Genomic DNA, 23,287 nt, shown 5'->3' with positions numbered 1-23,287 from the left:
ATATCGACGCGATGGTAACACCGGAAATAACGATGGAACTATTCGTTGGGTATCATCGGTTCATGCCTACCTCAGAGACCCCGGACAACCCACGCCGCCGCATCGTCGAGGCGGCCGTCGAGCTGCTGGAGAGCGGCGGCCCGAGCGCGGTCAGCACCCGCGCGGTCGCCGCCGCGGCGGGCCTGCAGCCCCCGGCGATCTACCGCTTCTTCGGCGACAAGGAGGGACTGCTGGAGGCGGTCGCCGAGCACGGCTACGCGCAGTTCCTGGAGAGCAAGCGCGCGCAGCTCGATCCCGCGCCGGAGGATCCGGTGGAGGAGCTGCGCCGCGGCTGGGACATGGTGGTGGAGTTCGGGATCTCGCGCCCCGAGCTGTTCGCGGTGATGAACCGGGCCACCGGCCGCGGTTCGGACCTCGCGCACCGCGCGGGCCTGGAGATCCTCCGCGGCCGGGTGCGCCGGCTGGCGGCCGGGGGGTGGCTGCGCGTCGACGAGGAGCTGGCCGGGCAGATCATCCGGGCGACCGGCCTCGGCGCGGTCGCCACCTGGAACTCCACCCCGCCGGGACGCCGCGACCCGGCGCTGCTGGCCGTCCTCCGGGAGTCCATGATCGCCGCCGTCACCCGCGCCCAACCGACGGTCCCCGCCGCGGAGTCCGGCCTCGCCTCGGCGGCACGCGCCCTGCGCGCGGCCCTTCCGGAGGGCGAAGACGCCCTCGGCGACGCCGTCGCCCTGAGCGACGGCGAGCGGCTCCTGCTGCGGGAGTGGCTCACCCGCCTCGCAGCGGGTGGCGGCGCGCCGCACGCCTGACCGCGCGGTGGGCGCCGCCCTCGTTCACGTCGGCTCCCGTGACCGATCCACCGGGCTAGTGCTCGCGCTCGACGAAGTCCTTGAAACGTTCGAGGTCGTGACGGACCGTGCGCTCGATCGCGCTGACCTGGGCGAAGCCCTTGGGCCCGCCGAAGGCGTCATGGACTTCGGCGGGGTCGTACTCCATGCGCACCTGGACGCGGCTGTGCTGCTCGTCGATCGGGAGGACCGAGCACGTTCCGGTGATCTCGGCGCCGCCGCGGGTGCGCCAGGTCATCTCGCGGGTGTCGCTGTGCGCCTTGGTGCGGTCGGAGAACTCCGCCTCCAGGGAGCCGCCGCCGGTCCCCGACACGCCGAGCCTGGCCTTGCCGCCCCCGGCGGCGCTCGCCTCCCGGACGCCCTCGACGAACTGCGGGTAGTCGTCCAGGCGATGCAGGTGCTGCCACGCCACCTCGGTCGGAACGTTCAGGTCGATCTGCTCTTCGAGTCTGCTCATGAGCTGCCACCTGCCTTCCTCCTTCCAGCGTGCCCCCTGCCCCGCGCTCACGCCACGCTGGCCTCCTGGACGGCAGCAGTCTCCGGCACCTCGGTCGCCGCTTCCGTCACGGCGACGCGGCCGCCGAGGCGGGGGGCGGTGAGCAGCCCGGCGTCGCCGCGGGTGAGCAGACGGACGGCGGCCCAAGGCAGGTTCACGCCGGTGAAGGCGGTCTGGAAGATCCCGGCGGAGGGGCGCGGATTCGCCTCCAGGAGCACGGGTTCGCCGCCGCGGTGGCGCAGTTGGACGTTGGACAGGTAGGCGAGGCCGAAGTGTTCGACCAGGCGCCGCGCGATGTCCGTGATCCCGGGGTCGTCCAGCAGCCGCCGGTAACGGCCCTCCTTCGCCCGGGGGATGGCGGTCAGCAACCGGCCGCCCGGCGCGGACAGGCAGTCGACGCTGATCTCGGGGCCCTCCAGATACGGCATGACGATCATGCTCGGGACGTGCTCTCCCTCGTCCGCGGCGCGCTTCATCGCCTGGGCGACGGCGTCGACGGAGGCCATGGGGCGGGCGGGGGCGAGCAGGTCGCGGATGCCCATCGGCCGGTCCTCCAGGATGCGGAAGCCGAAGGCCGAGTACTCGCCGGCGGGTTTGATGCACAGCGTCTCGCCGGTCGCCGCGAGTTCGTCCACCGCGGCCCGCAGCCCGTCGGCGTCCCGCACCACCCGCCACGGCGGCACGGGGATGCCGGCGGCGAGCGCCTCCTCGTACGTACGGCGCTTGCTGGTCAGCACCTTCACCGAGGCGGCGGGCGAGCACATCAGCCGGGTGCCCGCGGCGGCGAACGCCTCGGCCCGCCCGGCCAGCGCGGTCAGCCGGCGTGGCGGCACCAGCACGTCGATCCGGTGCCTGCGGCAGAAGTCGAGGGCGAACTCGGCGTAGGCGTCGTCGCCGACGCGGCGGGGCTCGACCTCGGCCACGTCGCACGCGGCCAGGGCCGGCGCCGAGGGGTCGACGTTGGTCCCGTAGACACGGACGTCCACGGAGTCGGGGTTGCCGCGCAGCATCCGCATGACCTGGGTGGAGGCCACCCCCGCGCTGCTGAGCCATATTCGGAGGGCTATCGGACGCTCCCCTCATGCATGGGGCGCGGCAGGAGGGCGTGCGCGAGCGCACACCGTCCGGCCGTCCGGATCGAATGTGAGGCGGATCATATCCGTGTTCGATGACGCCGGTGTTTCACGCCCGCGGTCCGACGCCCGCGGTCCGACGCCCGCGGTCCGACGCCGCGCAGCGCGGGGGGAGCTGTGGACGGCCCGCCGTCACCCGTACGTCCCCCGGGAGCAGGCAGGAGGGCTGTGCCGGGCCAAGGGTGGGAGGCGACAGCAGTCCCTCCTGCCGAAGAGAGAGCAGCATGGCTGAAGCGTCCTCCCCCGGTCCGCAGAACCGGCGCCGCATAGTCAGCGCGGGCGCCCTCGCCGCGGCGCTCGCCGCGACGGGCTTCGCCGCCGGCCCGGCCCTCGCGTCGGCAGTCGGCGACGGCTCCGCCGCCGGCGGGGCCCGGCCGACCGTGGTGCTGGTCCACGGTGCCTTCGCCGACGCGTCGAGCTGGAGCCCGGTCATCGAGCGCCTGGAAGGCGCCGGTTACAAGGTCGTCGCCCCCGCGAACCCGCTGCGCGGGCTCGTCAGCGACTCCCTCTACACGGCCAGTGTGCTCAAGAGCATCGACGGCCCGGTCGTGCTCGCGGGCCACTCCTACGGCGGCGCGGTGATCAGCGCCGCGGCGGCGGGCAACCCGAACGTCAGAGCGCTGGTCTACGTCTCCGCGTTCATGCCCGAGGCGGGGGAGACCCTGCAGGGGCTCCAGGCCCGGTTCGCGCCGAGCGACCTCGGCTCGGCGCAGCGCCTGGTCCCGTACCAGGACGGTTCGGGCAGCGGCACCGACGTCTACATCCGCGACTCCGTCTTCCGGAAGGTCTTCGCCGCCGACCTGCCCGCGGCACGGACCCGGCTGATGGCTGCCGAGCAACGACCCATCGCGCTGCGGGCGTTCACCGACAAGGCGCCCGGCGCGGCGTGGCGGACGATCCCCTCGTGGGCGCTGGTCGCCGCCGACGACCATGCCATCAACCCGGCGCTGGAGCGCTTCCAGGCCAAGCGCGCGGGCTCGCACACCACCGAGGTCGCCTCCTCGCACGTCGCGATGCTCTCCCACCCCGACACCGTCGCCCGGATGATCCGCGAGGCCGCCGACAGCACTGCCTCGGACGCCGCGTCCGGCGGCACCGCCTCCGGCACCGGGGAACGCCCCTCGCTCGCCGACACCGGCCCCCGGGACAAGCTCCTCACCAGCGTGGGCGGCGTCGCGAGCCTCGCCCTCGTGGCCGGCGCGGCCCTCGTCGCGGCGATGCGCCAGTACCGCCAGTACCGCCGCTGCCGTCGCTGAGCGGCAACAGCGGCAACAGCGGCGAAGCGTCCGGCGGCGCGGCGGGGTGCGGCCCACGCCCCGCCGCCGGGGGTTGTACGGGTCCGCGTCCACGCCCGCGCGCACGCCGCGGACCGCGCGGGTCGCCGAGGGCTGCCGCCGTGTCCGCCCCGCGTCCCCGCTCGCCCCGGCCGGCGACGGCCTCAGCCCAGCCGTACGGCGACAGCCGCGCGGTGGCCGTCGCCGACCGCGACATCGGTGAGCGACCAGCCCTTCGGGCCGCCGGCGGGGGCGGGACCGGAGCCCACGTAGTCCTCCGACAGTTCCCTGGCCAAGCCCGTCCCCAGGCCCTTCAGGTACGCCTCCTTGCGTGCCCAGGTCCGTGCGAAGGCCACCCGGCGCTCCTCCAGGGGCAGCACTGCGAGCTCGTCCACCTCGGCCGGGTGCAGCGAACGCCACACGCCGTCCACGGCCTCCCGGCCCGGCAGCGCCTCCACGTCCACTCCCACCGGGCTTGCGGCGAAGGCCAGCAGCGTCATCTCCCGGCAGTGGGAGAGCGAGAAGTGCGGGGCGCCGCCCTCCACCGCGGGCCGGCCGTGCGGGCCGCCGCACATCGGGCACGTCTCCCGGGTCAGCGGCACCGCGCCGGGACGGGTCCCCAGATAGGCCGCCAGCAGCAGGCGCAGCGCCACATGCGCGGTGATGTAGCTGACGCGGTCGCGGTCGAAGTGGAAGGCCGAGGCACGCTCGCGCTCCTGCCGGTCCAGCAGCCCGGGCGCGAGGTGGACGGCGGCGGCCGCGTTCGCCGCCGTGTCCACCAGGCACAGCCGCGGCGGGTCGCCGGGCCCCGGCGGGGTGAGCGGCCGGGCCGCCGCCACGGTGAACCGCTCCGGGACCAGCGTCACGACCCGGCCGCCGCAGTCGTGGGCAGGACCGGGACGATCGCGAACGCCTCGACCTCCACCAGCAGTTCGGGCCGGATGAGCGCGGCCACCTGCACCGCGGAGCTGGCCGGGGGCCGCGAGGTGTCGACGTAGGCGTCGCGCGCCTCGCGGACCGCGGGCAGGAAGGCCGTGTCGGTGACGAAGAAGGTCAACTTGACCACGTCGCCCCAGCCCGCCCCCGCGGCCGCCAGACAGCGGTCGAGGTTGGCGAAGACCTGGCGCGCCTGCGCCTCGGGGTCGTCCGGCCCGACGATCCCGCCTCGCTCGTCCACCGCGATCTGCCCCGAGACGGCGACGAAGCGGCCCTCGCCCCACACGACGTGGCTGTAGCCCCGGCCCGCGGGAACGCCCTCGGGAGCGGCGACGTGGGTGAGGTGGGACATGCGTTCCCCCTTGATGATCGACACCGCTCCATGCTCCCCCAAGGAGTCGATCCGGCGCCACAGCGGATGTCATGACCGGTGTCATTGGCCACGGATTCTCTGGGCATAAACCGTCATAGGGGCGGAGGCAGGAGGTTCCCCTCATGAGTCACGCCGAAACGTACGAGCTGACTTTCCCCGTCTCCGGCGACACCGTGGTCGTCAAGCGCACCGAGCGCAAGGGAGCCGGAGGGCATCCGGTGTACAGCGACGACACGGGCATCGTCCAGGCGGAGATCAGCGACCGCGGCGAAGTCCGCATGCTGGCGACGGGCGGGCATCAGCGCCTCGGCGCCCCCTCGCGCGCGACGCCGCACTGAGCGCCCGGCCGCCGGCGTCCGCGTCCTGGGGCGGCTCGGAATGCCTGGCTCGCAGGCGTGCCCTGCCCACCCCCGTTCGCGGTCCGTGACGGGAAGGGCTGGTTGCGTCACCGTCCCGCAGTCGGGGGTGGTGGGCGCGGCGACGGGCGGGTTTCGCGTTTCCGTTTGCATCCCGAACGTACTGCCTTGTGGTGAGTCGGCCAGCGAACCCGCATCCCGAGGGGAACGTCATGCCCGCTCGATCAGGGACACGCACACGGAGACGGTCGGCGCCGCCACGGCGACCGGGGAAACCGGGGACGACGGCGCGCTGCGTGGGCGGACGCCGCTCATGTGACGACGCGGCCCAGGCCGCGTCGGGGCCTCAGCGGACGCCGCGCGTGCGGAACTGGATGCTGATGCGCGGCCCCACGGCGCGCGCGCTCTTGGGGATCGCGTGCTCCCACGTCCGCTGGCAGGAGCCGCCCATCACCACGAGGTCGCCGTGTCCGAGGGGCAGCCGCATCGCGGCCGCGCCGCCGCCGCGGGGGCGCAGCGCCAGGTCGCGGGGGTCGCCCACGGACAGGATGGCGACCATCGTGTCCTGCGTCGCCGACCGGCCCGTCCGGTCCCCGTGCCAGGCGACGCTGTCCCGGCCGTCCCGGTAGAAGCAGAGCCCCGCGGTGACGAAGGGCTCGCCGAGTTCGTCCGCGTAGTGGGCGTCGAGGGCGGCCCGGGCCTCGTCGAGCACGGGGTGCGGCAGCCGGTCGCCCTCCCCGTAGAAGGCCAGCAGCCGGGGCACGTCGACCTCCCGCTCGTACATCTGCCGCCGCTCGGCCCGCCACGGCACCGAACCGGCCAGTTCCCCGAACAGGGCGTCGGCCCCGTGCAGCCATCCGGGCAGCTGGTCGAGCCACGCCCCGCCGCCGAGCTCCGTCCGCCGCAGGCCGTCCAGCGGACCGAGCAGCAACTCGTCGGTCTGGTCGAAGAGCGATCCTTGGAGCGGTGCCGTCATGCGTCCAGGGTAACGCGTTAATCGAACAGTCGAGCTATTTTCGAGCGGGTTGGGCGGAGAGCCCGGCGAGCCGCTCGGGAGCCGACCCGGCTCGTGGTTGAAGCCGCACGCGGGCTGCCCGCCGATGCCCGCACCGGCGTCCGCACCCGCGTCCGGTGCCGCCGGCGTCCCCGCGCGCGAGCGCGCCCCCGGCAGCCGGAGTCGTCTCGGCAAGGGCACGCCGGCGAGCGCCGCCCGCCGGCGTGCGGCGCGACGCGCGTTCCTCGATCCCGTCCGCCCGCGCCGGGGACCTGGGGCAGGATGGGGCCGCCTACGGAAAGGGCGGCACATCACATGAGCCTTGAACAAGGCGTGTTGGCGGCGCAGAGCGACGTCGTGGCACGAGCGGTCGTGGACAGCGTCATACCGATGTTCCCGGCGGTCTCCCCGGACGGCCGCACGGTCGTCCACACGGCGCGGCCCCTCGCCGTCGCGGACCGCCCGGCCAGTGTCCTGTGGGCGGTGCCCGCCGACGGCGGCGCACCGCCCCGGCAGCTGACCGACGGCACGACCTGGATCGGCGCGCCGCGCTGGGCCCCGGACTCGGCGTCCGTCTTCTTCACCACCGCCGGGCAGCTGCACCGCGTACGCCTCGCCGCCGACGGCGGACCGGACGGCCCCGCCGAGGCCCTCACCACCTGGCCGGGCGGCATCGAGAACCACCTGCCGCTCGCCGACGGCCGCACCGTCGCCCTGATCGCCGCCGGCGAACCGGACGAGGCCGAGGACGGGGGCGACGACGTGATGGTGTGGACCGAGCGGACGGGTCCCGAGCCCTCCGCCCGCCTGCGCCTGCTCGACCTCGACAGCGGCGCCGTCCGCACCGTCGACGCCTTCGGCGACCGGCACGTCGTCGAGGTGGCCGAGCGCCCGGACGGCGGCATGCTGGCCGTCCTCAGCTGGGACTGCGCGGAGGAGGACCCCGGCGCACTGACCGCACGGCTCCATCTCGTCGAGACCGCCGCAGGCGCCGTCCACGACCTCGGCCCCGCCGGGCACGCGGCGCGCTGCCCGGTCTGGTGGCGGGCCGAGGACGGCTGGCACCTCGCCCACCTGGCCACCACCCCGCCCGGGCTGGTCGGCTCCCCGGCCGTCCTGGACCGCGCGGTCCCCGCCGACCCGGGACACCAGGCACCGCCCGAGGCACGCGACCTGACCGCCGGCACGACCGTCTGCCCCAGAGAACTCCTCCAGGTCCAAGACGGCCCGCCCCTGGCCGTCTTCGCCGACGGCCTGGACACCGCGCTGTTCCGGCTGGACCCCGGCGAGCGGCGCTTTTGCCGCCTGCACACCCGCCCCGGCATCGTCCACGCGCTCACCGCGAGCCGCACGGGAGAGACGGTCGCCGTGCTCGCGGGCACCGCGTACGAGCCCAAGAACGTCCACGCCGGACCGCCCGACGGCCCGCTCACCCGGATCAGCGACACCCGCCCCGAGCTCCGCGACATCCCCTGGGGCAGCCAGGAACGCCTCTCCTACAAGGCCTCCGACGGGCTCGCCCTCGACGGCCTGCTCCTCCTGCCGCCCGGCCGCACCCGCGCGGACGGCCCCTTCCCGATGATCACCATCGCGCACGGCGGCCCGTACGGGCGCTACACCGACGAATGGCAGTTCCACATCGACCTGCCCCCCGGCCAGCTCTTCGCCACCGCCGGTTACGCCGTCTTCCTCCCCAACCCCCGCGGCGGGGAGGGCCGCGGCCACGCCTTCGCGGCCACCGCGGTGGACGGAGCCGTCGGCGGCGCCGAATGGACCGACATCACCGAGGGCATCGACCTCCTCGTCGCCCAGGGCGTCGCCGATCCCGACCGCCTCGGCATCGGCGGCTGGAGCCACGGCGGCTACCTGGCCGCCTGGGCCGTCACGCAGACCGACCGCTTCAAGGCCGCGATCGTGGGCGCCGGCATCAGCGACTGGGGCATGCTGGGCGCGACCGGCGAGCAGGGACCCGTCGTCGAGTCGGCGGGCAGCGGCAGCATCGGCTGGGAGGGTCCGGGACCCCACCTCCACGACCGGGTCAGCCCGATCTCGTACGTCTCCCGCATCCGCACCCCGGTCCTGATCCTCCACGGCGAGGAGGACACCAATGTGCCCGTCTCCCAGGGCCGTTTCCTCCACCGCGCCCTGCGCCACCACGGCGTCCCGCACGAGTTCGCCGTCTACCCCGGCGAGGGCCACGGCATCAGCGGACGCGGCCACCTGCTGGACCTGCTGCGCCGCAGCCTGGCCTGGTACGACCGCTGGCTCACCCCGCAGCCCTGACGTCAGGCGTCGCTACCGCCCTGCCCCGTACTCCTCGGCGCAGGGCGGCAGCACGGTGAGGAACTCCTCCGTGGTGAGGACGGCGTGCGCGTAGGCCGGCGCGTTGACGTCGAAGGTCGCCTCCATCTCCGCCGTGCTGAAGGCGGCGATCGCGTCCCGCACCAAGGTGACGTGGTAGCCGAGTTCCTGCCCGAAGCGCGCCGTGGTGTCGACGCAGGTGTTGGCGCGCATGCCGGTCAGCACGATGCGCGACACCCGGTGCTGCTTCAGCTGGAAGTCGAGGTCCGTATTGGCGAAACCGCTGGACGACCAGTGCTCGTGCACCAGGATCTCGCCGTCTACCGGCTGGAAGTCCGGATGGAACTCGCCGCCCCAGGAGCCCAGCGCGAAGACCTGCTGCTCGACGGCCGCCTCCTGGGCGGGGGAGAGGTGTTCCCACGCCGCGTAGTCCCCGGGGGCCGTACGGCGGTGTGCGACGAAGAACGTCCGGATGCCCCGGGCACGGGTGGCCGCGAGCACCTGCCGCATGTGGTCGAGCAGCCCCACCTGCTCGGCCACCGCCTTCGCGCGGGGCCAGAGCTTCCCGCCCTCGGACAGGAGGTCGTTGTACGGGTCGATCAGCAACAGGCCGGTGTTCGCGCTGCTGTATCCCACTGCTTCCATGCACCGATTCTCGTCCCGGATCCGCGGAGCCACCTGCGCAGCAGGTCAGCGCCGGTGCGGACGTCCCGCTGCGAAAGGACGGGGACCTGCGCCGCGGCGCAGGTCCCCGGTTCGCTGGTCGAAAGCAGGCGCTTCGCGGATGCCGCACTCCCGAAATGCCCGTGAACCATCGGCCCTTCCGAATTCCCGCAGCCGATTCACTCTCCAGGTGAGGCCGCACATAATGGGTGGGAGGGCGTACGGGAATCCGTCTCCATTCCCGAAGCCCTACCTCTGGGGAGAGTGCCGTGAGTTCCATACCTCCTCCGCCCGAACGCCCCACCGGCCCTCCGGCCGGACCGCTGTCCGGCAGGCCGTCGGGAGAGCACCCGCCGGCGGCACAGGGGCTCCCGCCCCCACCGGCCGCGCCACCCCCGGCCCCGCCGCCACCGGCCGGACCACCGGGGCCACCTGGCCCACCGGACGGCACGGGACACGGCGCCGAACCAGGGGAACCCGGCCGGCACCGCGGACCCCCCTCCCCGTGGTGGCGGACGCGCCGCACCCTCCTCACCGCGGGCACGGCGATGGTCGTCGCGGTCGCCGTGATCTTCGCCTTCTCCTTCCTCGGCGGCACCAAGGGCGGCGGTGAGATCTTCCTGCAGAACGCCTCCGCGGCCGGGCCCGATCCCTTCACACCGTCCACGGCGGGCGAGCCGGGCAAGGCGGTCACCCCCACCATCACCCCCAACGAGTCCTCGGCCCCCGGCGGCACCCTCAAGGTCAGCGGCGCGCACCCGGGGCTCTACAGCGGCAAGCAGAACGAGTCCGCCTGCGACGTCGAGAAGCAGATCGCCTACCTCACGGGCGACCCTGAACGCGGCAAGGCCTTCGCCGACACCCTGAAGATCGGGCAGCAGGACATCCCCTCGCACCTGCGCTCGCTGACGCCCGTCCAGCTGAACTGGGACACCCGCGTCACCAGCCACGGCTTCAAGGACGGTGAGGTCACCGAGTACCAGGCCATCCTCCAGGCGGGCACCCCCGTCATGGTGGACGCCCACGGCGTTCCGGTGGTCCGCTGCACCTGCGGCAACCCGATGAGCGCTCCTGACGCCGTGGGCGGCACGCCGACGTACAGCGGCCGGCAGTGGGAGACCTTCCGCGCGGCGGGCCTCGTGGCGGTCGTTCCGTCCGAGAAGCCGATGAAGACGCTCACGCTCTACGACCAGGACGGCAAGCGCTGGTTCGAGCGGCCCAGCGGCACGGTCGAGGGCAAGAGCGACCACAAGGTCGAGCCTCCAAGGGGCCAGCCCTCCGACTCCGCGGTTCCGGTGCTGCCGGCGCCCTCCACGGGCTCGCAGCTGGAGCCCCCCGGCAAGACGGCGCCGCCGCCGGAGGAGGAGAAGAAGCAGGAGGAGCGGCCCAAGGAGGAGTCGCCGAAGGACGAGCCGCCCAAGAGCGAGCAGAAGTCCCCGGACAAGGACACGCCCAAGGACAAGGAGAAGTCCCCGAGGAGCGAGGAGCCGAAGAAGGACGAGCCCCCCAAGAGCGAGGAGAAGTCCCCGGACAAGGAGAAGTCCCCGGACAAGGAGGAGTCCCCGAAGCAGGAGGAGCCCGCGTCCCCGGACTCGCCGGAACAGCCGCAGAAGCCGTCCTCCGAGCCCCAGAAGCCCGAAGCGCCCCGGCAGCCTGAGCAGCCCCAGCAACCAGAGCAGCAGCAGCCGGAGCAACCCCCCGCCCAGCCCAAGTCCACCGGACCGGGCGGCGACTCGGGCGGCGGCACGGGCGAAAAGCCCCAGCACAAGCAGCCCCCCGCCCACCCCAAGTCCCCCGCCCAGCCGCCTCCCAGGTCGGGCTGACCCCCCGCCACCGACGGCCCCGTCCCACCCGGGACGGGGCCGTCGCGGTCGCCGCCCGCGCCGCTTGCGCCCGCTGACCTGGGAGGCCTCCGCCCGGCGGCGCAGGCGCGGCGTCCCGGCCTGTGGGAGTCTGGAGAACTGGAAGGGAGGCGATATGACTTCCTTGTGGCGGGACGGGCGCGGCGTGTTCTGGCTTCTCGTCCTCTCCCTCGGGCTGATCTCGGTCCTGCAGTTCGAAACCGCCGGCCGCGGCCTCGTACGGTGGTCGGGATACTCGGTGCTGATCCCCCTCGTGGCCGCGGCGCTGCTCTCGTTCCGGCGCACGCTGATCGTGGGCGCGCTGAGCCTGGCGGCCGTCGTCGTCATCTACGGATTCCTGCTCGACGGGCTCTCCGCGGGCGGCCGGGCCGTCGTCGTCTCGGCGGTGGCGGTGTCCTTCGGCGTCAGCCTCGAGGTCTGCAGGCTCCGGCTGGACCGTGAGGAGCGCCTGAAGCGCGTCATGATCGCCCGAGACCGGCTCGCCCTCGTGAGCGACGCCAGCAAACGCATCGGCGGCACCTTGAACGTGGCACGCACCGCCGAGGAACTGGCTGACGTCGCCGTCCCCCAGTTCGCCGACTACGCCGCCGTGGATCTGTTCGACGCCGTCCTGCGGGGCGAGGAACCCCCCAGGGCGCCCATGACGGGTTTCGTTCCGCTGCGCCGCGTCGCACAGCGGTCCGTGCTCGAGGGCTGTCCGGAGAGCGCGCTGAAGACGGGGGAGGGAGAGAACTATCCGCCGGTGGCGCTGCCCGCCCGCTGCCTGGCCGCGGTCCAGCCGGTGCGGGCCCGGCTCCTGGACGGCGACGAGGTGGACGAGTGGCTCGTGCACGACGCGCACCGAAGGGCCCTGGCGCGCGAGTACGGCATCCACTCGGCGATCGCGGTGCCGCTGTGCGCCCGGGGCAGCGCTCTCGGAGCGGCGTTGTTCCTGCGCCACCAGCGGGCCGAGCAGTTCGACGCCGACGACCTGGTCCTCGCCGAGGAGATCGCGACCCGCGCGGCGGTGTGCGTCGACAACGCCCGCCGCTACACCCTCGAGCGGGAGACCTCGCTGACCCTGCAGCACAGCTGCCTGCCGCGGCACCTGCCCGACATCGCGGCGGCGGACGTGGTGAGCCGCTACCTGCCGGCAGGGTCCGGCGTCGGCGTGGGCGGCGACTGGTTCGACGTGATCCCGCTGTCCGGAGCCCGTGTCGCGCTGGTCGTCGGGGACGTGGTCGGCCACGGGCTGCAGGCCTCGGCCACCATGGCCCGGCTGCGCGCCGCCGTGCGCGCCCTCGCGGACATGGACCTGCCGCCCGACGAACTCCTCACCCACCTCGACGACGTCGTGCTCCGGCTCCGCGTCGAGGGCGAGGACGACGGAGCCGGCCCGGGCGCGCCGGGCACCGGCCACAGCGCGGGGGAGGTCGGCGCCACCTGCCTGTACGCGGTCTACGACCCCGTCGCCCACCGGTGCGTGCTCGCCCGCGCCGGGCACATCCCGCCCGCCGTCGTCATGCCCGACCACAGCACCAGGATCATCGACCTTCCGCCCGGCCCTCCCCTGGGCCTCGGCGGCTGGCCGTTCGAGTCGGTCGAGATGGACCTTCCCGAGGGAAGCCTGCTGGCCCTCTACACCGACGGCCTCGTCCGCTCCCACGGCTGCGACCTCGACAGCGGACTGCAGCGGCTGCTGAGCGTGCTCGCACAGCCCGAGGCGTACCTCGACGCCACCTGCGAAGCCGCGGTGAAGGCCATGCGCGACGAGCAGCCCACCGACGACGCGGCGCTGCTCATCGCCCGGACCCATGTCCTGGACGCGGACCACGTCGCCACCTGGAACCTGCCCGCCGACCCCTCGGTGGTCGCGGAGGCCCGCGACCACGTGGCGCGCCAACTCGCCGCCTGGGGCGTGGCTGACGCGGCCTTCACCACCGAGATCGTCGTCAGCGAGCTGGTCACCAACGCCATCCGCTACGCGAGGCCGCCCGTCCGGCTGCGCGTCATCCTGGAGCGCGGCAGCCTGACCTGCGAGGTGTCGGACGGCAGCGACACCTCTCCGCACCTGCGCCGGGCCCGCACCTTCGACGAGGGCGGGCGCGGCCTGTTCATCGTCGCCCAGCTCGCGGAGCGCTGGGGGACCCGCCACGGGCCGGACGGCAAGACGATCTGGGCGGAGCAGATCGTGGAGGCCGCCTGACGGGCGCCCATGCGAGACGGCACGAGGACCGACGTACGCCGCGCCGACGGCGGGGTGACCGCGGTCGAGGTGGTGGGCGAGCCGGACGCGCCCGCGGTGCTGTACTGCCACGGGCTGGCCGATTCCCGGCTGTCCGCGTACGACGTCGCGGGCGCGGCCCGGGCGCTGGGCCTGCGCGTCATCGCCCCGGACCGTCCGGGGACCGGCGGCACCGACGCCCGCCGGCTGCGGCGGGTCGCGGACTGGGCCGAGGAGGCGGCCCTGGTCATGGACGCGTTGGACGTCGGCACGGTGGCGCTGCTCGGCGTCTCGGGCGGCGGGGCGTTCGCGGCGGCCTGCGCGTCCCTGCTGCCCGACCGCGTGCGCGGCCTGCTGCTCGTCGCGCCGCTCGGCCCGCCGTCCTGGACGACCCGGGGGATGACGGGCGGGCAGCGCGTGTCGCTGGCGATCGCCCGGCACGCCCCCGCCTTCGGCGGCTGGTTCCTGGGACGCCTGGCCGTGCCGGCGCGCCGCGCGCCGGGGCTGTTCGTGCGGCTGGCGACCAGTGGCATGCCCGCCGTCGACCGCCGGGCCCTTGCGGGGCCGCAGGCGCGTGCGTCCCTCCTGGCCAACTATGTGCGGGCGTTCGAGCGCGGGAGCGGGGGAGTGGGGCAGGACCTGCGGGTGCTGACCAGGCCGTGGGGCTTCGACCTGCAGTCGGTCGACGTCCCCACCTGGATCCACCACGGGGACGCCGACACCACCGTCCCGCTGGCGCACGCCCGCCGCTTCGCGGAGGCGATCCCGGACGCCCGCCTGCACATCCACCCGGGCGAGGGCCACTTCTCGATCCTCGCGGCCCCGGAACGGATGCTGGCCGACCTTGCCGCATGACCCGCAGCCGAAACGGGCAAGCTAAGTAAGATGCAATCTACGTAACATCGAAACTGCCCTACGAGGGAATGCCCGTGGAGTTCAGAGGAAGGGCGGCCGACCTGGATCTGCTGGCGCGGCAGCTCGGCCAAGTGGTCGACGGCGCAGGCGCCACCCGCGGACGAGCCGTGATCATCACCGGGCGGCGCCGGGTGGGGAAGTCCCGCCTGGTCCAGGAGTTCTGCGACCGGTCCCGGGTGCCGTACGTGGTCTTCCAGGCGACCCGGGGCCGCAACGCGGTGGCCGAGCGGGCGGACTTCACCGCCGCGATCGCCCAGTCCGCCCTGCCGGGTGCTGAGCTGGTGGCCGGACTGCAGGCCGCGGACTGGAACCAGGCCCTGCGCTCACTGGCCGTCGCGGTTCCGGACGACACCCCCAGCATCGCCGTGATCGACGAGGTGCCGTGGCTGGTCGAGCAGGACGCGGAGTTCGAGGGGGCTCTGCAGACCGTCTGGGACCGCCACCTGTCCGCCAAGCCGGTCCTGCTCATCCTGGTCGGCAGCGACATGTCGGTGATGGAGGCGCTGCAGTCGCACGGCCGTCCGTTCTTCGGGCGGGCGACGAAGATGACCGTACGGCCGCTGCACCTGGGCGATGTGCGGGCCATGACCGGGCTCGGTGCGGCGGACGCGGTGGACGCGCTGCTGATCACCGGAGGCTTCCCGGAGATCGTCCAGTCGTGGCGGCCGGGGATGGGAAGGACGGACTTCCTGCGCGAGGCGGTGGCGAATCCGCTGTCCCCTCTGCTGGTGGCGGGCGAGCTGTCGCTGCTGGGGGAGTTCCCCGAGGCCTCGCACTCGCGGGCGGTGCTGGAGGCGGTGGGCAGCGGCGAGCGGACCTTCTCCGCCATCGCGGCAGCGGCCGGGGGGACGAATGCCCTGCCCTCGGGAACGCTGTCCCCGCTGCTGAACACACTGCTGGCCAAGCGGGTGCTCGCGGCCGACCTGCCGCTGTCCGCGAAGGCCGACACCAGGAACAAGCGCTACCGCATCGCCGACCCGTATCTGCGCTTCTGGCTGGCTTTCCTGCGACGGGGGTTTCCGCTCATCGAGCGCGGCCGGGGCGATCTGGCCCTGGAGCGCATCGAGCGGTCCTGGACGACCTGGCGCGGGCGCGCGGTCGAGCCGCTTATCCGGGAGTCGCTGCTGCGGCTGCTGCCCGATGAGCGATGGCCGGGGACAGAGGCCGTCGGCGGCTGGTGGAACCGCCGGAACAACCCCGAGATCGACCTGGTCGGCGCGGACCGCGCACCGGCGGCGGGCGCTGTGTACTTCGTCGGCTCCATCAAGTGGCTGGAGTCCCGGCGGTTCGGCCGGCGCGAGTACGACGCGCTGGCCCGGGACGTACTGGCGGTACCAGGCGCCGGCCCGGACACCCCGCTGGTGGCGGTGTCCCGCAGCGGCGTCGCCGCCGACCTGCCGCTCGCGGCGCACTGGGGGCCCGAGGATCTGGTGCGTGCCTGGCAGTAGGGCGTAAAACCGTAGGAAACGCAGGAGGGGATCGGATGCACGTCCTCGGGGTCGACGCCTGCGGCAAGCAGGGGTGGGTGGGGATCAGGCTCAAGGATGGCGCGTACGCGGGGAGCCTGGTGGATCTCCGGCTCGAGAGGCTGATCGAGCGCGCCGCCGAGGTGGACGCGGTCGCGGTGGACATGGCGTTGGGCCTGGTCGAGAAGGGCTGGCGCGCCGCGGACCGCGCGGCCAGGGCGTTGCTCGGAGCGCGGCGCAGCAGCGTGTTCCCGGTAGCGCCAAGGCTGGTGTGGCAGGAGCAGGACTACGGGGCAGCCGCCGGCCGGTGCCAGGAGCTCACCGGTAACCGGCTGAGCCAGCAGGCGTGGGCGCTGAAACCGAAGCTGCTGGAGGCGCGGGCGTGCTGGCTCGCCGATGAGCGCATCCACGAGGTGCACCCCGAGGTGTCCTTCTCCGCGCTGGCCGGCGGAGTGCCGCCGGCGTACGCCAAGAAGACCTGGCGCGGCCAGAACCAGCGCCGCGCGCTGCTCGCCGAAGCCGGCCTCGTGCTCCCGGACGAACTCGGCGAGGCGGACCGCGTCCCCGTGGACGACGTGCTCGACGCAGCCGCCGCGGCCTGGTCGGCCCACCGGATCGCGCTGGGGGCAGCGAAGCGGCTCCCGGAGGCGCCTGAACGGGATGCGGACGGGCGCGTCGTCGAGATCCGCTACTGACGGAGGAAACAACGCGCCGTGCGAGGGTGGGCCGTGAGCAGCGCAATGTCGATGCGGACGGCAGCAGCCCGCAGGTGCTGGACGAGGCCGAGCGCGTGCTGATCAGAGCCTCGGCGCCACGGACAGTCCCGAGATGCCGACGGACCGCAGAACCGCTGCGTGGGCGGGAGGCGAACGCCCGTGTGCATGGCCCCGCCGGAAGTGGCGCACGCGCCGCACCTCCGCCGACCGCCACTCGCCGCTGTCGTCATACGCGTATTACGATGCTGTTGATCTTCACCACCGACCCGTTGGACATCCAGGCCTACCTGACGGCCCTCGCGCCGACGGACGTCCACGTGGTCGCCATCTGACGACCGAAGCCGCGCTCCGCTCCCTCCAGGGGGTCAACTCGACGGACCGCGTTCAAGGCCGGTGGCGCCTCGCACGAGGGGCCACCGGCAGAATTTGAACCTTCGCACACGGCTCCGGAGGCCCTCTCTGCTTTGCCTATCTCTGCTGGTCGGCAGGCTCGTAAGCTTCGTCCGACCTTCAGCCGTCCGCGCATAGTCCACGATGACCCAGAGCTGGTCGAGCCAGGTCTCGTCGACCTGCTCTCGGGGGGCCTCGTGCGCACGACCTCTTTCGTACGGCAAGATGTGAGCTTGCAGCCGGCGACTCCAAGAAGGGAAACACGTGTCAGTCGTGACGCCCGTGCCCACCCCGTCAGTGACACCGGTCGGGTCCGTCCCGGACGGCAAGGTTGCCGACTTCCTGACCGGGAAGTTCGTCAACGACACGCCCGAAGAGTATGTCCGGCAGAACATTGAGAAGGCCCTCGTCCGGCAGTACAAGTACGCCCCGGCCAACTGCGCCCCGGAGTTCACCATCAGAGTCGGGTCGGCGCGCAAGCGCGTCGACATCGTAGTCTTTGGCAAGGGCGCTGACCACACCCAGGCGAACGCGTACATCTTGGTCGAGACCAAGAAGGCCGACGTCAAGCCGACCCACCGCACTGAGGGCGTCGGTCAGCTCCAGTCGTACATGGCCTCGTGCCTCAACGCCCAGTATGGGATGTGGACGAACGGCACCGACCGGTTCTGCTTCGCCAAGCGTGGCGACGGCAAGGGCGGCTGGACGTTCGAGGAGATCATCGACATCCCCGCATTCGGCCAGACTGAGGCTGACGCCCAACGGCCCAGCCGCAAGGACCTGAAGGTCGCCACGGCCGACAACCTACTGTTCGCGTTCCGGCGCTGCCACAACTACATCGCGGCGCACGAGGGCAAGCAGAAGACTGAGGCGTTCTGGGAGCTGCTCAAGCTGATCTTCACCAAGATCGAGGACGAGCGGGCACCGAAACTGAACTTCTTCGCGACGCCCTCCGAGCGCGGGAGCTCGACGGTCGCATCTGCCGCGAAGAAGCGCATCCAGGGGCTCTTCGAGCAGCGGGTCGTCAAGAAGTACCCGATGATATTTGATGCCAAAGACACCGACATCGACCTCAAGCCCGAGGTCGTCGCGTACGTGGTCACCGAGCTGCAGGGTTACTCTCTGCTGCGGTCACCGGTCGACGTCAAGGGCGTCGCCTACGAGGAGATCGTAGGGTCGAACCTGCGCGGTGACCGAGGGGAATTCTTCACGCCGCGCAACGCCTGCCGCATGGCGGTCACCATGCTCGACCCGCAGCCCGGGGAGCGAATCCTCGACCCGTCCTGCGGCACCGGCGGCTTCCTGATCACCGGGATGAACCACGCGCTCGAGTACATCGAGCGCACGGAGCGCGAGCAGTGGGACGACCCCGCGCAGGGCACCGACTTTGAGCGCGAGGAGCTCTACCGCCGCAGGGACGAGTACTTCCGCCAGTGCGTCTTCGGCGTCGATTTGAACCCCGCGCTCGTCCGTGCCGCGAAGATGAACATGGTCATGAACAACGACGGCTCCGGCGGTCTGTTCCAGGCCAACACCCTCGAGAACCCCCACAAGTGGTCCAGGAACCTGCGCGAGGCCGTGCCCCTGGGTTCGATTGACGTCATCGTGTCCAATCCGCCGTTCGGTGCGAAAATCCCGATTGACGATGAAGACATCCTCTCTCAGTACGACCTCGCGGCCGTGTGGGACCAGGACGAAAATGGCATCTGGTCGATCCGGCTCGACAAGCACGGCAACCGGATCCTGCAGAAGTCCCAGCCGCCGGAGATACTGTTCATCGAGCGCGCACTGCAGCTGCTCGCCCCCGGCACCGGCCGGATGGCGATGGTCATCCCGAACGGCATCCTCAACAACCCGAGCACCGCCTACGTCCGCAACTGGCTTCTGAAGAAGGCCCAAATCCTGGCCGTAGTCGACATGCACCGCGACCTGTTCCAACCGGGCAACGACACGCAGACCTCAATGGTGCTCATGCGCCGCCTTTCGGCCGAGGAGGAGGCTGCGGCGGAGGCCAACGGCCTCGACTATCCTCTGTTCATGGCCGTCGCGGAGAAGATCGGTCACGACAAGCGCGGCAACGTCATCTGGCGGCGGACCGCGGACGGCTCCGACGCGCTGGTCAAGCGGATCGAGACCATCGCCGAGATCGACCAGGAGACCGGCAGCGAAGTTCTCCGCGAGGTAGAGCTGACCGACCGCCAGGTCGACGACGAGCTGCCCGAGGTAGCCGATGCCTACCGGAAGTGGCTGGGGGAGCAGCGATGAAGCTCACTCCCGTCCGCTCCTCCGCCCTCCTCGAGGGAAATCGGCTTGATGCCCGCTACTTCGCCGCGCCCGCCGTACGCATCAAGGTCGTGCTGCAGAACGCGTCCGAGGTGGACCTGCGCGCGGTCGGCGACTACGCCGACGTGCGGGCCCCGTCTAGGTTCAAGCGGGCCTACGCCGCGCCGGGCGAGGAGTACGTGTCCTACCTGCGCCCCTATGACGTGTTCGAGTTCCTGCCGCCCGAGGCCGACCGGCTCTCGCTCACCCGCACGGAGGACCTGGAGGACTACCGGATCCAGGCCGGCGATCTGCTCCAGACATGCTCCGGCCGGAACCTCGGGCCGCTCACCATTGCCGACGACTACCTCGCGCGCTTCGTCCTATCGCACGACATGATCCGAGTGACCATCGCCGATGAGGTGGATCGCTATTACACGCTGGCTGTGCTCCAGTCCCCAACCGGCCAGGCGCTGCTCCGGGGCGACCTCAACGGCTCAGTCATCGACCACATCACCACCGACCAGGTCTCCAACGTCCCGATCCCGTTCATCGACTCGATCCGGGACGAGGTCGCTCGCTTGATGCGCGAGGCGGTTGACACCCGTGGGGCCGCCCGCATTGCGCTGCGCGCTGTCATCGAGAGCATCAACGAGAAGTACCCCAGCGAGCCGGCTAAGCCGTTCCGGGAAGGCTGGACGGTGAAGGCCAGCGGCCTCGGAACCCGGCTCGATGCGGCGTACCACGCTCAGCACGTCGGCGACCTCCGCGACCGCCTCGCGGCCGAGGGTGGGGTCGAGCTTGGCCAGGCGGCCGACATCCTCAAGCCGGGAGGGCGGCTGAAGCTCTACTACGTCGGCCCCGATGAGGGAACGCCGTTCCTGTCAGGCCGGCAGATTTTGCAGCTCGACGTCGTCGGCGCGAAGAACGTCGCCGCTCGATCGGTCGACAAGGGCTCCGGGTACGGCCTAGGGAAGGGGTGGATCACCTTCCAGGCCGACGGTCGGGCTGAAGAATCCCTTGGTTACCCCTCCGTGGTACTGGAGGAGCGGGCCGACTGGTTCGCCTCCGGTCACGTCGGCCGCGCGATCCCGAAGGACAGCGGTCACACCGGCTGGATCTGGACCTCGATGGCCTCGGATATCGTCCAGCAGCAGATCGCTGCGCTGGCCTGCGGGTCAGTCGTCGACGCGCTCTACGAGCCCGACCTCGAGAGGGTCCTGATCCCGCCGCTCGACGCGGTCGACGCGAAGACGGCCCAGGCCGCATGGGACGACCTGTCAGCGTCCGCGAAGAAGAGCGCCGAGGCGGTCAAGCTCGTGGAGGCCACACTTCAGGGCCTCGGGATCTGACGCGCGAGCATCCGTCCGCGCGGAAGAAGCGCTCTCCAGTTCAGTTTCCCTCGGGCGTCCTTGATCTCGCTCGTGGACAGCCCAGACCTGGCCTTCGTCGTCCTGGCGGATGTCGATGTCGTCGGTAGGTGACGGTCGTCACGCGACGCGTGTACTTCCTCAACTGATGTGCGGGGATGAGCACCTGCGCCGGCGTTCGGAGCACCTCCCCTGATCAGGGAAGGAGCGTCGGCGACTGTTCATCTGTCGTCGTCGGTTGCCGTCGGACGGCCCATAGACGGCCCAGCAATGGAGTCCTCCGTCCTCTACACTTCCGCCATGGTGGCTCGCCTTCCCTCACGTTACGAAGACCTTGACCCCGCTTTCCGTGGCCGGTTGCGTCCCGATAGGCCGCTTCTTGAGCAAGTGCAGCGGGCCCACGCCAGTATGCAGATCACGGGCGGCATTCGTTTCCTCCCCATATTTGGCCGAAGCGGGTCAGGGAAGAGTTCGGCAGCCCGTGAATTGGCAACGCACCTACCTGAATGCAAGGTGATCGAACTAACTCGCGCAGCGATCGCATCCGAAGCCACACTACTTGAAGAGCTGCGCGCAGTTGAAGGGTATCGCGACAAGAGTCAGCTCATCATTGCCGTTGTAGACCAATTCGAAGAGCGCGTAGCCGAAAAGACAGCCCTGCCTTCCCAGTTCGTAGAAAGGCTAAGTCTTCTCGATAGGGGAGAATTGCGGCAACGGCCGATCCTCTTTTTGTGGCTGACCACAAGTCGAGAATTTCAAGAAGACCTTGCGAAGGCAACCTCGCGCAACGAGAGAATACTGCTAAGACCAGACTTCGAGCTCGCCGGCCCTTCCAGGGATGACTGGGCGGATATTCTTGAAGAGACATTTGCGTTTCACAATCAAAGTCAGCCCCTAGCCGACTATGAAGTGCTCAAGTCGGACGTTGACGCAATCGCCGACAGAGCGCCGACCATTGGGAAATCCATCGAAATGGTCGGCGACAAGTTGGCCTCATATACGACCCAGCTTCACGATATTTCCCGGTATCAGGTCGTGATGCTCTGGCCAGTAACAGACGGACTGCGGATCACGCGTGTGGCTGGGTTCACCAACGCCCGCGACGGCTATAAGCTCGACTGGAATGCCTTCTACCGGGAATTGAACGAGGACGATCGGCAGACGCTACCCCTATCAGAACTGAACCGCGCCCGCCTCTACTTCGATGTTCGGCTCGTCCCAATCGCCGCAGCAGACCTCCATCCGCTCTGCCGGGACCTCGAAGACCCCAAATTTGAGCCGAGCAGGTCATACTTGGAGCGCTTCGAGAAGTCCCACTTCGCTTCCATCATCGGCGAGAATTGGGACCCTTCCGCTTATAGTCCACTCCGCGAGCGTGAATCGGAGCGTGCCACGAAGGCGCGGGAGTGGTACGAGAGTGTCACAACCAAACCCACTCAGCTCGGAGCGCGCATCGCGCTCTGTTTGCGATCCATCGGATTTGAGGCGAAGTCCGAGCAAGAGGTAAAAACCCCAAGTAGCCGGGTCAGGGCGGATGTGCTCGTGTCACGCCCCAACAGTCAGCAAAACTCGGTGATCGTGGAGTTGAAAGCATTCTCTACCGAAAACACGCGCCCATCGTCAATTAAGGATGCAATTCGAGTCACTCTCAAGCGTCACGCTCAGCTCGCCGGATTCTTGGGCCGCCAGTAAAGCGCGAAAGGTCGGTGTAGCGGCTTTGCACGGGAGCTGCCATGGGGCGAGAGATCGGGGCCCGTACGCTGGCCGCGAATCGGGCTGGCTCCTTGCCTGCCCGCAATAGATCTCGGTGACCCGGTGATCGGCCGTGCCGTGCTCGATTCCCTCAAGCTCAAATTGGACGGTACCGCCGCGGCGGCTGAGACCGTGCGCCGGAAGCGACGGACGCTCGTCAACGCCATGCATTACGCGGTCGACCTGGGCGCGTTTCCAGAGAATCCGCTCTCCGGCGTCCGGTGGCAAAAGCCCAAGGTTTCCAGCGAGGTAGATCCCCGGGTCGTCGCCAACCCTCACCAGGCGCGCGGCCTGCTGTGTGCCGTGTCGTACATCGGCGGCTACCGGCGTGCCCGCGGCCGGCGCCTGGTGGGCCTGTTCGCCGCGATGTACTTCGGGGGCCTGCGTCCGGCCGAAGCGGTCGGCCTCGCCGATACGGACCTCACCTTGCCCGCTACAGGTTGGGGCTCCGCACTGCTGCACCGTACGCGTCCCAGCGTCGGAAAGCAGTGGACCGACTCCGGGGAGAGCCACGACGACCACAGGCTGAAGAACCGGCCGGCTGAGGACGTGCGGCGGGTCCCGATTCCCCCGCACCTGGTAGGCATCTTCCGGGAACACCTCGACACCTTCGGGACCGCCGGCGACGGGCGCCTGTTCTTCAGCGAGGGCGGGGGAGTGGTCTCCTCGTCTTCCTACTACCGGGCCTGGCAGGAGGCTCGGCTACTGGCGCTGCCGCCGGCCGTGGCTGCGTCGCCGCTCGCCCGGCGGCCGTACGACCTGCGGCACTCGGCGCTGTCGACCTGGTTGAACGCGGGCGTGGACGCCACGGAGGTTGCCGAACGGGCGGGCAACAGCGTGGAAGTGCTGCTGAGTCGGTACGCCAAGTGCATCGACGGCCGGCAGGAGGTCGCGAACCGCCGCATCGAGGACCTGTTGCGCGAGTACGAGTGACGCCCCGCGGACTTCTGCGATCCTGGCCCCTGGACATGTCCGGG

At 71.2% G+C, this 23,287-nt stretch carries 18 protein-coding genes and 1 pseudogene; 13 read left to right on the top strand and 6 right to left on the bottom strand.

The window, feature by feature from the left end:
* Window positions 1-32 precede the first annotated feature (32 nt).
* Complete coding sequence (locus ACRWND_RS19165; protein WP_431950936.1) at window positions 33-809, top strand: TetR/AcrR family transcriptional regulator; 777 nt, start codon at window positions 33-35, stop codon at window positions 807-809.
* A gap of 55 nt (window positions 810-864) precedes the next feature.
* On the opposite strand, the gene ACRWND_RS19160 is transcribed toward ACRWND_RS19165, so the two are convergent.
* Window positions 865-1,305 carry an SRPBCC family protein gene (locus tag ACRWND_RS19160; protein ID WP_431950934.1) on the bottom strand — a complete coding sequence of 147 codons (441 nt, stop codon included), beginning with the start codon at window positions 1,303-1,305 and terminating at the stop codon, window positions 865-867.
* Between the two features lie 47 nt (window positions 1,306-1,352).
* Complete coding sequence (locus ACRWND_RS19155) at window positions 1,353-2,378, bottom strand: ATP-grasp domain-containing protein (protein ID WP_431950932.1); 1,026 nt, start codon at window positions 2,376-2,378, stop codon at window positions 1,353-1,355.
* Window positions 2,379-2,701: 323 nt separating this feature from the next.
* Between ACRWND_RS19155 and ACRWND_RS19150 the strand changes: the two genes are divergently transcribed.
* Window positions 2,702-3,733: an alpha/beta fold hydrolase gene (locus ACRWND_RS19150; protein WP_431950930.1), complete on the top strand. Its 1,032-nt coding sequence runs from the start codon at window positions 2,702-2,704 to the stop codon at window positions 3,731-3,733.
* A gap of 182 nt (window positions 3,734-3,915) precedes the next feature.
* Here ACRWND_RS19150 and ACRWND_RS19145 read toward each other — a convergent pair whose 3' ends face one another.
* Both ACRWND_RS19145 and ACRWND_RS19140 read right to left on the bottom strand, forming a co-directional pair.
* A complete protein-coding gene (locus ACRWND_RS19145; protein WP_431950928.1) occupies window positions 3,916-4,617 on the bottom strand; it encodes a 4'-phosphopantetheinyl transferase family protein in 702 nt (233 codons plus the stop codon).
* Window positions 4,614-5,039, bottom strand: a complete 426-nt coding sequence (locus ACRWND_RS19140; protein WP_431950978.1) for a RidA family protein — start codon at window positions 5,037-5,039, stop codon at window positions 4,614-4,616. The genes ACRWND_RS19145 and ACRWND_RS19140 overlap by 4 nt, the downstream gene beginning before the upstream one ends.
* Window positions 5,040-5,182: 143 nt before the next feature.
* Here ACRWND_RS19140 and ACRWND_RS19135 point away from each other — a divergent pair, with 143 nt between their 5' ends.
* The gene (locus tag ACRWND_RS19135) at window positions 5,183-5,398 is read left to right on the top strand and encodes a DUF6296 family protein (protein ID WP_431950926.1); all 216 of its coding nucleotides are present in this window, start codon (window positions 5,183-5,185) and stop codon (window positions 5,396-5,398) included.
* A 364-nt stretch (window positions 5,399-5,762) separates the two neighbouring features.
* Here ACRWND_RS19135 and ACRWND_RS19130 read toward each other — a convergent pair whose 3' ends face one another.
* The gene (locus ACRWND_RS19130) at window positions 5,763-6,392 is read right to left on the bottom strand and encodes an alpha-ketoglutarate-dependent dioxygenase AlkB (RefSeq protein WP_431950924.1); all 630 of its coding nucleotides are present in this window, start codon (window positions 6,390-6,392) and stop codon (window positions 5,763-5,765) included.
* 333 nt (window positions 6,393-6,725) lie between these two features.
* Between ACRWND_RS19130 and ACRWND_RS19125 the strand changes: the two genes are divergently transcribed.
* Window positions 6,726-8,693: a S9 family peptidase gene (locus ACRWND_RS19125; protein WP_431950922.1), complete on the top strand. Its 1,968-nt coding sequence runs from the start codon at window positions 6,726-6,728 to the stop codon at window positions 8,691-8,693.
* A gap of 12 nt (window positions 8,694-8,705) precedes the next feature.
* Here the strand turns inward: ACRWND_RS19125 and ACRWND_RS19120 are convergent, their stop codons facing one another.
* Complete coding sequence (locus ACRWND_RS19120) at window positions 8,706-9,356, bottom strand: isochorismatase family cysteine hydrolase (protein WP_431950920.1); 651 nt, start codon at window positions 9,354-9,356, stop codon at window positions 8,706-8,708.
* Window positions 9,357-9,922: 566 nt separating this feature from the next.
* Here ACRWND_RS19120 and ACRWND_RS19115 point away from each other — a divergent pair.
* From ACRWND_RS19115 to ACRWND_RS19075, 9 genes and pseudogenes are all read left to right on the top strand, one after another.
* Complete coding sequence (locus ACRWND_RS19115; RefSeq protein WP_431950918.1) at window positions 9,923-11,197, top strand: DUF6777 domain-containing protein; 1,275 nt, start codon at window positions 9,923-9,925, stop codon at window positions 11,195-11,197.
* 154 nt (window positions 11,198-11,351) lie between these two features.
* Complete coding sequence (locus ACRWND_RS19110) at window positions 11,352-13,421, top strand: ATP-binding SpoIIE family protein phosphatase (RefSeq protein WP_431950916.1); 2,070 nt, start codon at window positions 11,352-11,354, stop codon at window positions 13,419-13,421.
* Window positions 13,422-13,430: 9 nt separating this feature from the next.
* The gene (locus ACRWND_RS19105) at window positions 13,431-14,294 is read left to right on the top strand and encodes an alpha/beta fold hydrolase (RefSeq protein ID WP_431950914.1); all 864 of its coding nucleotides are present in this window, start codon (window positions 13,431-13,433) and stop codon (window positions 14,292-14,294) included.
* A 74-nt stretch (window positions 14,295-14,368) separates the two neighbouring features.
* Window positions 14,369-15,802: an ATP-binding protein gene (locus ACRWND_RS19100; RefSeq protein WP_431950912.1), complete on the top strand. Its 1,434-nt coding sequence runs from the start codon at window positions 14,369-14,371 to the stop codon at window positions 15,800-15,802.
* Between the two features lie 35 nt (window positions 15,803-15,837).
* Window positions 15,838-16,515 (top strand): DUF429 domain-containing protein, encoded by a 678-nt coding sequence (locus ACRWND_RS19095; RefSeq protein ID WP_431950910.1) that lies wholly within the window; start codon window positions 15,838-15,840, stop codon window positions 16,513-16,515.
* A 675-nt stretch (window positions 16,516-17,190) separates the two neighbouring features.
* Window positions 17,191-19,191: an N-6 DNA methylase gene (locus ACRWND_RS19090; protein ID WP_431950908.1), complete on the top strand. Its 2,001-nt coding sequence runs from the start codon at window positions 17,191-17,193 to the stop codon at window positions 19,189-19,191.
* The gene (locus tag ACRWND_RS19085; RefSeq protein WP_431950906.1) at window positions 19,188-20,540 is read left to right on the top strand and encodes a hypothetical protein; all 1,353 of its coding nucleotides are present in this window, start codon (window positions 19,188-19,190) and stop codon (window positions 20,538-20,540) included. Before ACRWND_RS19090 ends, ACRWND_RS19085 begins: the two co-directional genes overlap by 4 nt.
* Window positions 20,541-20,858: 318 nt before the next feature.
* Window positions 20,859-22,250: a hypothetical protein gene (locus tag ACRWND_RS19080; protein ID WP_431950904.1), complete on the top strand. Its 1,392-nt coding sequence runs from the start codon at window positions 20,859-20,861 to the stop codon at window positions 22,248-22,250.
* Between the two features lie 99 nt (window positions 22,251-22,349).
* A pseudogene (locus tag ACRWND_RS19075) lies at window positions 22,350-23,243 on the top strand (tyrosine-type recombinase/integrase); the annotation flags it as partial.
* Between the last annotated feature and the right edge of the window lie 44 nt (window positions 23,244-23,287).

Origin of the sequence: Actinacidiphila sp. bgisy167 (assembly GCF_965342175.1) — a bacterium.
GTDB lineage: Bacteria > Actinomycetota > Actinomycetes > Streptomycetales > Streptomycetaceae > Actinacidiphila.
Note: the sequence above shows the minus strand (reverse complement) of the source record. Positions and strands in the feature narration are given on the sequence as shown.